The 542-nt window shown below is 44.1% G+C and carries 1 protein-coding gene; it reads right to left on the reverse strand.

Features of this window, described 5'->3' with window-relative positions:
- Positions 1-542: hypothetical protein (locus tag AC0L3J_RS37330; protein ID WP_473350423.1), on the reverse strand; the 542-nt coding region annotated here is incomplete at both ends.

Here is a 542-nt window from a genome sequence, read left to right on the forward strand (position 1 = left end):
CAAAAGTTACTGCCTCTTGTTTTGCAGTGGTTGATGGAAGGCGAAACGCTTTTTTAATAGTGGGAATTAACAGGCTTGAATCGTAATCCTCTTTCAGCATCAGATATAAATGACGCTGATCTTCGGTATCTAACTCTTGAAGGGCTTTTTCTTCTGGTGTTTGTTCTTGTATCGCTGCGATATCTAGCTGAAGTTGGATTAACCGTTTATCAATCTCGGGAACGACTAGATCAGAATAACGAGCAATGCGTTCTGGGATACCCGAGCGTAATGCCTCTAGCATGGGGTGCACAGGCTTTAACTCATCTTGATACACTTGCCGCAATAAACCAGCGGTAATACGCTCATTGCCTAAAGCTAGCGCACGGAGCTGAGCGAGTACAAAAAGTTTTACTACAATGTCCATCACTCCTTGGCTTAGCTCATACCACACATCACGGACCTCATCCGATAACAGCGCATCTTTGCGTTGTAAAAGCTGTAATTGCCAAAGATTATCCGTAAAAGCGATCCACTCTTGATTGGGCTTTCCACGTTGCGTT

This window comes from Bradyrhizobium sp. Kon37 (assembly GCF_055807535.1).